Source organism: Rhodanobacter fulvus Jip2, assembly GCF_000264315.1.
Classification (GTDB): Bacteria; Pseudomonadota; Gammaproteobacteria; order Xanthomonadales; family Rhodanobacteraceae; genus Rhodanobacter; species Rhodanobacter fulvus.
In genome coordinates this window covers 39,784-48,194 of sequence record NZ_AJXU01000017.1, presented here as the reverse complement: position 1 = coordinate 48,194, position 8,411 = coordinate 39,784, and the positions used below count along the sequence as shown (strand labels likewise).

10 protein-coding genes are annotated in these 8,411 nt (G+C 66.0%); 5 read left to right on the top strand and 5 right to left on the bottom strand.

Annotation, left to right across the window (positions count from 1 at the left end; genetic code table 11):
• Window positions 1–44: 44 nt before the first annotated feature.
• A complete protein-coding gene (locus UU9_RS03820; protein ID WP_156804171.1) occupies window positions 45–1,061 on the top strand; it encodes a hypothetical protein in 1,017 nt (338 codons plus the stop codon).
• 84 nt (window positions 1,062–1,145) lie between these two features.
• On the opposite strand, the gene UU9_RS03815 is transcribed toward UU9_RS03820, so the two are convergent.
• A complete protein-coding gene (locus UU9_RS03815; RefSeq protein WP_237710205.1) occupies window positions 1,146–2,357 on the bottom strand; it encodes a glycoside hydrolase family 2 in 1,212 nt (403 codons plus the stop codon).
• Between UU9_RS03815 and UU9_RS18340 the strand changes: the two genes are divergently transcribed.
• The gene (locus UU9_RS18340) at window positions 2,356–2,511 is read left to right on the top strand and encodes a hypothetical protein (RefSeq protein WP_237710204.1); all 156 of its coding nucleotides are present in this window, start codon (window positions 2,356–2,358) and stop codon (window positions 2,509–2,511) included. The genes UU9_RS03815 and UU9_RS18340 overlap by 2 nt on opposite strands.
• Window positions 2,512–2,616: 105 nt before the next feature.
• Here the strand turns inward: UU9_RS18340 and UU9_RS17235 are convergent, their stop codons facing one another.
• From UU9_RS17235 to UU9_RS18495, 4 genes are all read right to left on the bottom strand, one after another.
• Window positions 2,617–3,231, bottom strand: a complete 615-nt coding sequence (locus tag UU9_RS17235) for a CPBP family intramembrane glutamic endopeptidase (protein ID WP_007080398.1) — start codon at window positions 3,229–3,231, stop codon at window positions 2,617–2,619.
• A 173-nt stretch (window positions 3,232–3,404) separates the two neighbouring features.
• Window positions 3,405–4,538, bottom strand: coding sequence for a DUF1615 domain-containing protein (locus UU9_RS03805; RefSeq protein ID WP_007080397.1), 1,134 nt, complete (start codon window positions 4,536–4,538; stop codon window positions 3,405–3,407).
• Window positions 4,539–4,687: 149 nt separating this feature from the next.
• Complete coding sequence (locus UU9_RS03800; RefSeq protein ID WP_007080396.1) at window positions 4,688–5,647, bottom strand: alpha/beta hydrolase; 960 nt, start codon at window positions 5,645–5,647, stop codon at window positions 4,688–4,690.
• A complete protein-coding gene (locus UU9_RS18495) occupies window positions 5,644–5,766 on the bottom strand; it encodes a hypothetical protein (RefSeq protein WP_272941971.1) in 123 nt (40 codons plus the stop codon). Before UU9_RS18495 ends, UU9_RS03800 begins: the two co-directional genes overlap by 4 nt.
• Window positions 5,767–6,106: 340 nt before the next feature.
• On the opposite strand from UU9_RS18495, the gene UU9_RS03795 reads away from it, so the two are divergent.
• From UU9_RS03795 to UU9_RS03785, 3 genes are read left to right on the top strand one after another with little or no spacing between them, the layout of a single operon-like run.
• Entirely contained in the window at window positions 6,107–7,021 is a 915-nt protein-coding gene (locus UU9_RS03795; RefSeq protein ID WP_007080395.1) for a sugar phosphate isomerase/epimerase family protein, read from the top strand.
• A 25-nt stretch (window positions 7,022–7,046) separates the two neighbouring features.
• Window positions 7,047–7,985 (top strand): VOC family protein, encoded by a 939-nt coding sequence (locus UU9_RS03790; protein WP_007080394.1) that lies wholly within the window; start codon window positions 7,047–7,049, stop codon window positions 7,983–7,985.
• 55 nt (window positions 7,986–8,040) lie between these two features.
• Window positions 8,041–8,316 carry a hypothetical protein gene (locus tag UU9_RS03785; protein ID WP_007080393.1) on the top strand — a complete coding sequence of 92 codons (276 nt, stop codon included), beginning with the start codon at window positions 8,041–8,043 and terminating at the stop codon, window positions 8,314–8,316.
• The last annotated feature ends 95 nt before the right edge of the window (window positions 8,317–8,411 follow it).

Genomic DNA, 8,411 nt, shown 5'->3' with positions numbered 1-8,411 from the left:
CTCAATGCGGGGGGACGTCGTTGCCAATGGAAGGTGGGTCGGACATGCCTCAGCTCGTCAATCTTTTTCTGGTGATTTTCGGCGTGATCGCCGTTGGGGCGGGGCTGGCCGGGTTGCGCAGCAATCCAGCATCCTTGGTTGTGTTGATCGTCGGTATCGGCGTGATAGCGCTGGCGTACTTCAGCGACCGTCGCCGCGAGCGGCGGCGGGAGGAGCGCGAGCGCGCCGATGGTCGGCGTCGTCTCGACGAGCTCACCGGACGGACCTGGGGGCCCGGCGATTCGCTGCGGGTTCCCCGTTCGGTCTGGGTGGTGCCAGTTGGCCTGTTGCTGGCTGCTGCCGGGGCAGGGGTCTGGCATATGGGGGTCACGACGGTACGGCAGGACTGGATTCCCGTCCTCGTCGGCGCGGTCTTTCTCGTGAGCGGAGGCCTGATCCTGGCGCGTACCTTGCCCGGTATCGGGCGCCCCGCGCTCGAACTGACTTCGGCAGGTTTTGCCACGCCGCTGAATGGCCGGATTGCCTGGCGCGATGTTTCCGGCGTCTTCCTCCATGCGGTCACCCACCGCAACGGTGTCGAGAGCTTTCGGCTGATGTTTCGCGTCAAGCAGTTCGCGCGCGTGGCCACCGCCATCCACTGGACCGATCGGCTGTTTGCGACGTTTCGCCTCGGTGCGCTTGCCCGTGGTGTGGTGGACGTGGGTCTGCCGAAGTCGAAAGAGCCGCCGAAAGTGGTTTATGCGCTGGCTCGGCTGCTGTGGAAGCAGGCGACCGGCCACGACCACGACTGGAATCCGTTGATGTCCGACCAGTACAACGAGGCCTTGCAGCGGATGGACGCCTTCACGGCTCGGATGCAGGAGCCCGACGCCGTCGAGGCCTCGCTGGCGGATCCGGAGCGACTATCGCGGGACATGGCACAACTGGACCAGGACATGGCACTGATCGCCCGCGAACGCAGGCGCGGGTTGGTGCAAGCCAAGTGGGTGGGTGGCGTGCTTGTTGTTCTGATGCTGCTGGTCTTTGCGTGGCCTTGGGTTGGAAAGTTGCTGCGTTCCTGAGCCGATCGGCACCGGCAGCACCGGGACCAGCAGGAGTCGACCCGGTTTCAGCCCCTGCCGAGCCATCGCTGCACCAATCCTCCGTCATCGTTGCCCGTCCCTCGGCGGTAACGTCCGCACCATCAGCACAGCCAGCAGCGGAATGCTGATCGCGTAAATGTACTGCGTGCGCGACACGCCGATGTTGAAGGGGAACCAGATGCCCGGCACGCCGATCGGGTCGAGCAGCTCGCCGCCGAACAGGGCGGCCAGCACCGTGGCCAGGGTGACAAGTGCCAGGATGCGCGGCGGGCTGCCGCGAACGATGCGCGCGATGATCACGACGAACAGCGCGAGTAAGCCCAGTCGGCTGATGCTCGCCCAGATCGGCATGTCGGCCAGCGCGCCGATGATGCCGGCGATGCCCAGTACGACGGCGAGCGCGTCGATGCTTCGCCATGCGGGCAGGCGCCAGCGGTTCCAGGCCAGCAGCCAGGCGGTCATCGTCGGTACCCACATCACCGAGGCCAGCCATGTGTAGGTGCGCAGATCCTGCAGGTCGGTCCATGACACGATCGCGTTGTTGAGCCGCCGGGCTGCCGTCAGCGCAAGCGCGATGCAGGCAAACACCAGGAAACCCTTGCGGTTGCTGCGTGAGCCGAACGCCAGCGCCAGGGCGATGACCGCCAGCATGGCGGCCGGTTCGACCGCATCGACGATGTAGCCGGCGATGGTCCGCCGCCACTGCGCGCGGTGCAGCGCGTCGCTGGTGGGCCGTGGTGCCAGGATGGGTGCGGTGTGCATGCCGCCGCTGTCCGCGCTGGGACCGGAGCGGGCCAGCATATAGGTGCGGTTGGCGAGCACGCCGGTGGTGCCTGCCGCGTCGGCGGGCAGCGCGAACCGCAGGGGCCGCGTGCTGACCAGGCGCGGGTCGGGCCCGAGCCGGCCGGAGCCGCCCAGCAGCCGGCCGTTCCAGTACAGCGCATAGCCGTCGTCGACCAGGGTCGGCCCCAGGATGTCCCATGACGCGCTGGTGCCCGGCACCTTTACCGTGCGTCGATACCAGGCATAGCCGTGATAGCCCGGATGGCCGTGCGCACTCCATCCGCCCACGTAGTCGGGCAAACCCACGTCGCCATCGTGCTGGCCGGGCGGGGCGGTCAGGTCCATCGTCTGCCAACCGCTGTCGTCGATGCCGGCGGCCGCCCAGCGCGGATCGTCGCCGGTGTGGAATCGCCACGTGCCGTCGAGCAGGGTGGAGGCGGCGCGCAGCGGCGCCGGATCGGGACGGCCACCGATGGCCAGGACGGCGATCATGGCGGCCACGGTCAGCAGCGTCACGATGACGATGGCCGCGATCCACCTGCGTTGTGTCGCGTCGGCTGACCTTGCCGTCGAAGGGAGCGATGGAGGCTTCATGCGCTGGTCTCTTTGCCGTGATGTCGATGTCGTCAAGCAGGCTGTCGCCTGAAAATGGGTGAGATGGTGGCTCCCGGATCCGGGCGGAAATCGACGACGCGCCGCCTCGCAAGGGAGGGGAGATCAACGGCACCAGCAAACACGCTGTTGCCGAAGCTCAGGCCGCCGTGCGCGCAGCCACCATCAGGCACATCGTGACGTTCAAGGTGGCATGCACCAGCCATGGCCCCAGGATGGAACCCGACTTGATGCGTACCCAGCCCATCGCCAACGCCAGCAGAAAGACCAGCGGCAGCAGTATCCACATCTGCGGCATCGTCTGCAGGATCAGCAGATGGGGCAACAGGAAGATCAGCGCCTGCAACAGATTCGCCCACGCGAGCGGCATCCGTCGCGCCAGGCTCCCGGCGATCAGGCCGCGGAATACCAGCTCCTCGACGAAACCGGTCTGCACCACACCGTAAAGCAGCGCCATCACGATCGCCTGCACGCCCAGCCCCAGCCCGGCAAAGACCCGTTGCGGCGATCCTTCCCGCAGGAACGGCGCCACCGGCGGTGACCACAGCAGCAGCACGCATGTCACCACCAGCGCTATTGCCGCACTGATCAGCAGATAGTGGACGCTCGATCCCTGCAGGCCTGCGCGGCCTGCGATGTCGGCGAGGGGCCGCCGATGTCGCCATTTCTGCCAGACGAGATAACCCAGGAAGGGCACGCCCGCCAGCAACAGGACCGCCATCAGCGCATTCACGACAGGTGATACAAGCCACATGGTTTTTCCCTGTTTTGCGAAAGAAACGGGGATCCGGAGGTGGCCGATTTTCGAGCTGCGCTCCACCATCCGGCAGTTGCGCCGATGCTGTTACGGTCATCACGGGCGCCACAACTGCCATGCGTCATACAAGCCGGCAGTCCACGGTGCGGACGCGTGACGCGCCGCGCCCGCTATTTCGCCCGCGCCATGCACCGCTGCCAACGCTGGTCCACGCGCCCGGCAAACCAGGCGGTGGTGAGCTTGCGGGTGATCTTCGGGCTCTTCAGTGTGATGCCGGGTAGCTGCGCGCGCGGTAACGGCTTGTGGTCGATGCCCTCGGCCAGCGCATATATGCGGGCGTAGAGTTTGCTGTCAGCAAAGTCCTGTCGTTCACCCTGCTCCAGGGTACGATGGATGGCCCAGTCGCTCATGTCCAATTGCGCGGACACGCTGCGCACGGCCAGCTCGGTGGCGCCGGGGTGATCGCCAAAGCCGGCGTCCGGCGGCAGCAGGTCGCCGTCCAGCGCCAGCGGTATGCCGGAGGCGATGCTGACCGCATGCTGGAACGCGGCGTTGCGGCTGGCGTACCAGCCGGCGTTGAAATCGGCGAAGCGATAGAGCGGCCGCGGGTAATCCACCGGATAGCCGAGCAAGTGCGCGATGCCGAAGTACATGCCACCGCGCCGGCTGAACACCTCGTCACGGATCGAGCGCTGCAGCGGATACGGATAATCGTGCGCATGCGCCTCGGCGAACGCGATGCTCACCTGCATTGGCCCGCCCGTGTGCACCGGATTGAAGTCGCCGAACAGGCGCTTGCCCAGCGGAACCATGCCGATGAAATCCTGAAAGATCCCGCTCAATTGCTTCTCGGTGCGCGCCGCCGCCAGCCGTTCGCTGTAGCGCCGGCCATCGGGCGACTTCAACCACAGCGCCGCGTCCACCAGGAAACCGGGCACGTGTTTCGCCGCGGCACGGCGATCGATCTCCTGCCGGGCGATCTTCGCCAGCTCCGGTACGACGGGGTCGACCTTGAAACCCGATTCCTGTTCGGTCACCGCCAGCACCGCACACAGGTTGGCCGTCTCCGGTTCGATGCCTTGTGCGGCGAAGGCCACCTGGATGTCGGTGGCCCAGCCCTCGCGATCGGTCACGCCTGCCGGCATCAGCCGCACGATCTGCGCGCGCACCTGTGCCGGGCTGCGCGGCGGTTGCGTTTGCTGGGAGGCGCAGCCAGCCAGCAATGCCACCGCCAGCCATGCAGCCACGCGGCCGCGCAAGGTGCACCGGAACGGATGGCCGGGATCTGCAGCTGGCATGTTCATGTCAGGCCGGTCATCTGCCAGGCCAAGAGCCTTGGTGGAGCAGCAAGTCGACGTGACTCGCACGCTTCACCGGACAAAAGTTCGGCGGCGGGTGGTGCCCGCCGCCGTGGTGTGGCGCGTTATTGCGCGATTGCACGCCGGTACGAAATTCAGTGCGCCGGCTTGATCCAGCCGTGCATCGTCAGCCAGCGTGAGAAGTCGCCGAACCAGCCGGTGCTGGTGGTTGTTTTCTGGTACATGCCGAAGCCGTGGCCGCCTTGCTCATACAGGTGGAATTCCACCGGGCGCTTCGCATCGCGCCAGCTCTGGATGAGGCCGAAACCGGCGTTGCCGAAGAACGGATCGTCGGCGGCCAGTGCCACGAACATGGGCGGCGCATCGGCCGGTACTTTCACCGCGGCGAGCGGGCCGTAGATGAGGCCGATGAAGGCGGGCTTGGCGCTCTCGACGTTCAGTTCGGTGGCCAGCGTCAGCATGGCGCCGGCGGAGAAGCCGACCATGCCGACCTGGTTGGGATTGACGTGCCATTTGGCGGCGTTCTTGCGAACCAGCTCGAAGGCGGCGCGCGAGTCGGCGAGTTGCGGGGCGAGATCGGAGATGACATCGCTTGCCTTCGGCTCCGGTCGCTTCGCGGTCGACGAGAACATCTTCTTCATCGACTCCTCGAACCCGGCCATGTCCTTGGGCGTCTGCTTGAGCCGGTACTTCAGCACGAAGGCGGCGACGCCCTGGGCGGCAAGCGCCTTGGCCACGTCCGAGCCCTCGTTTTCCATCGACAGCGTCCTGAAGCCGCCACCCGGCGCGACGATGACCGCTGCACCAGTGGCCTTGCCCGCATCGGGCAGGTAAGGCGTGAGCGTGGCGACGGTGACGTTGCGCGCGAAGGTGCTGCCGTACTGGCTGTGCCACGACTCGCTCGCCGTGGCGTTCGGCAGCGCACCCGTTCCCAGCTCGATGGCGTTGGCCTGCGCAGGGGTGGGGATCGGGGTCATCTTGTCGTTCTGCGCCTGCACCGGGGCGGCGAGGGCGAAGGCAAGCGCCAGGCCCAGGGTCAGGCAGGCGTTACGGCTGGAACGGCGCACTTTCGTCATGCTTTCCACTTGCTTCACGCGGTCTCTCCTTCATGGTCGATGGTCGCTTTGATCTTACGTAAAAAATCGCGCGTGTGCGGTTGCGATCCATCAATCGACAGCGGTTTTGTGCATTCTTTCCGAACTGCCATATTCATTTAGCCATCCATATTTCGCCGGTTTTGTTATCACAGGCGCTGCCTTCCGGAGATCGCGGCCATCTGTCGCGCATTCGGCCCGCCGCCGGTACTTCTTGATCGGGGCTTCTCCACACGGTGGGATACAACCAGGCGAGGCATTTTCCGCGCTTGTCGCCGGAGGCATGGAGTCGGGATGGGAAGGCCGGCCGCGATGCGTTATACCTACGCGGAGGGGCACGAGCGACACGGCGCATGTTGGCGCCACATCTGACGCCGTCGGCAGGGCTTGCGCTGCCGGAGGCGATGGTTTTCGCGCACGGCCGTCGCAACGACGGCCGGCAGCAAGGGAGAGAACGGCATGACGATGACGAGGCGCGAGATGCTGGGCGTATTGGGTGTAGTGGGCGCCGGTGCGGTGGCAAGTGTGTTGCCGCGCTTTGCGTGGGCGGCCGGGCGCGGCTATCCGTGGCCGCTGGGCCTGCAGCTGTGGTCGGTAAAGGCCGAGCTGGATCAGGATTTCGAGGGCACCTTGGCGCAGCTTGCGAAGCTGGGCTATCGCGAAATCGAAACGGCCGGCCTGCACGGACGCACGCCGCAGGCGTTTCGCCAGGCGATCGTGCAGGCCGGGCTGAAGCCGGTAAGCGCGCATTTCTCGATGGGCGACTTGTTCGCCGATGCCGCCGGCCGCATCGCCGAGGCGCAGGCGATGGGCGTCCAGTGGATCGTGGCGTCCTCACCACGGCCGGACAAACCACTTGGGCAGGGCGACTGGATTCCGGCGATCCGCGATGCCATGACGCTCGACGCCTGGAAGAAGAACGCGGCCGAGCTCAACCGGGTCGGCACGCTGGCGAAGGCGGCGGGGCTGAAGCTCGGCTATCACAACCATCCGATCGAATTCGCCGACTACGACGGCCAGCGCGGCTACGACGTGATCCTGAAGCACACCGATCCGGCGCTGGTGAAGCTGGAGCTGGATGTCGCCTGGGCGGTCGCCGGTGGCGTCGATCCGATCGCGCTGTTGAAAAAGCATGCGGACCGGATCCGCCTGCTGCACATCAAGGGCCTCAAGGCGCGACCCGCGCCCGGCACCTATGGCAGCGATTTCGCCAGCGGGGTGATCGGCGCCGGCGACGTGATCGACTGGCCGCCGATCTTCACCGCCGCACGCCAGGCCGGCGTGGTGCATGCGTTCGTCGAGCAGGAGCCGCCGCACATCCAGCCGATCATGAAATCGCTGGCGGCATGCCGCGACTATCTGCAATCGCTGTGATCAAGACCATCATCGGGGAAGCAACATGACGGGCAGAAAATTCGCGTTCGGCGCGGTGGTGATGGCCGGGGTAATGCTGCTGGGCGCAGCGGCAAGCCCAGCCCTGGCGAAGGACGTGCGTCCGGCGATTACGGGCGTGTCGCATCTGGCCGTCTATTCGACCGACCGCGCGGCCAGCGAGCATTTCTACACCGTGATCCTGGGCGCCAAAAAGGGCGCGGACCCGGAGACAGCCGCGGGCGTGCGCTATTACTTCAGCCCGCGGCAATTCGTCGAGGTACTGCCCGCACCGGCGCATCACGGCAAGAGCATGCTGGCGCACGTGGCGTACAACACCGTCGACGCGTCAGGCCTGCGCGCCTATCTGCTGGCGCATGGCGTGACCGGGGCGAGTGCGCTGCACCGTGGCGAAGAGGGCGCGTGGTTCTCGGTGCACGACCCGGAAGGCAACGAAGTGCAGTTCGTGCAGCCCGCCACCAGCGACACCACGGCCGTGGCCGGTGCGATCAGCGGGCGCATCATCCATGTCGGTTACCTGGTCCACGACCGCGCAAAGGAAGATGCCTTCTACCGCGATATGCTGGGCTTTCGTCCCTACTGGCACGGCGCGATGAAGGACGGCGCCGTCGACTGGATCTCCCAGCAGGTGCCCGACGGCACGGACTGGCTCGAGTACATGATGGTGGGGCCGGGATCGACGACCCCGCTTGACCATGTCGATGCCCATCAACTGGGCGTGCTCAACCACCTCTCGCTGGGCGTGCCAAACATGGAGGCGGCGGTGACGACGCTGATCGATCAAAACCGCCTGAGCCCGCGCCACGACGGCCCGCAAATGGGCAAGGACGGCAAGTGGCAGGCGAACCTCTACGACCCGGACGGCACCCGCGTGGAACTGATGGAATTCCAGCCCGTCACCAAGCCGTGCTGTTCTCCGTTCACCGCCGAGAGCCCCAAACGATGAGGGCGTTTTGCTTCGCGTCGATGTGTCGGGCTCGCGTCTCACATATCGAAAAACCATGACGAAAAGCTACGACCCACCGCTGGCCACCAACCCGCATGCTCCTCTTTACCGGGTCGATAAAGGGATCCGGTCAGCCCAGCAACGGCTGGACGCCGCCATCGACGCGAAACGGCATCACACCAGCCAGAACCTGGCCCACGAAGTGATCAAGGAAGCACGCGAAGGACTCAAAAAGTCTGAACAGTTGCGCGCGCTCAGAATCAAGGAACTTGCGCGGCAGGCGGGGACCGAGGCGGTTGGGAAATGGCCGGACGAGGGCCACGGGGTCTAGCCTCGAGGCCCATCACCGGCACGTTGGCGCCCCTGGCATCACGTGTTTTACAAAGACGACTGCGCACCCATGCCGTGCCGTCGCCCACGTTGACG

Excerpts from the sequence above, each read along its gene's own strand:
- UU9_RS18340 (WP_237710204.1), top strand. The coding sequence starts at position 2,356 with ATGGCGGCCACGGTCAGCAGCGTCACGATGACGATGGCCGCGATCCAC.
- UU9_RS18495 (WP_272941971.1), bottom strand. The coding sequence starts at position 5,766 with ATGAATATGGCAGTTCGGAAAGAATGCACAAAACCGCTGTCGATTGAT.
- UU9_RS03815 (WP_237710205.1), bottom strand. The coding sequence starts at position 2,357 with ATGATCGCCGTCCTGGCCATCGGTGGCCGTCCCGATCCGGCGCCGCTG.
- UU9_RS03805 (WP_007080397.1), bottom strand. The coding sequence starts at position 4,538 with ATGAACATGCCAGCTGCAGATCCCGGCCATCCGTTCCGGTGCACCTTG.
- UU9_RS03820 (WP_156804171.1), top strand. The coding sequence starts at position 45 with ATGCCTCAGCTCGTCAATCTTTTTCTGGTGATTTTCGGCGTGATCGCC.
- UU9_RS03790 (WP_007080394.1), top strand. The coding sequence starts at position 7,047 with ATGACGGGCAGAAAATTCGCGTTCGGCGCGGTGGTGATGGCCGGGGTA.
- UU9_RS17235 (WP_007080398.1), bottom strand. The coding sequence starts at position 3,231 with ATGTGGCTTGTATCACCTGTCGTGAATGCGCTGATGGCGGTCCTGTTG.
- UU9_RS03795 (WP_007080395.1), top strand. The coding sequence starts at position 6,107 with ATGACGATGACGAGGCGCGAGATGCTGGGCGTATTGGGTGTAGTGGGC.
- UU9_RS03785 (WP_007080393.1), top strand. The coding sequence starts at position 8,041 with ATGACGAAAAGCTACGACCCACCGCTGGCCACCAACCCGCATGCTCCT.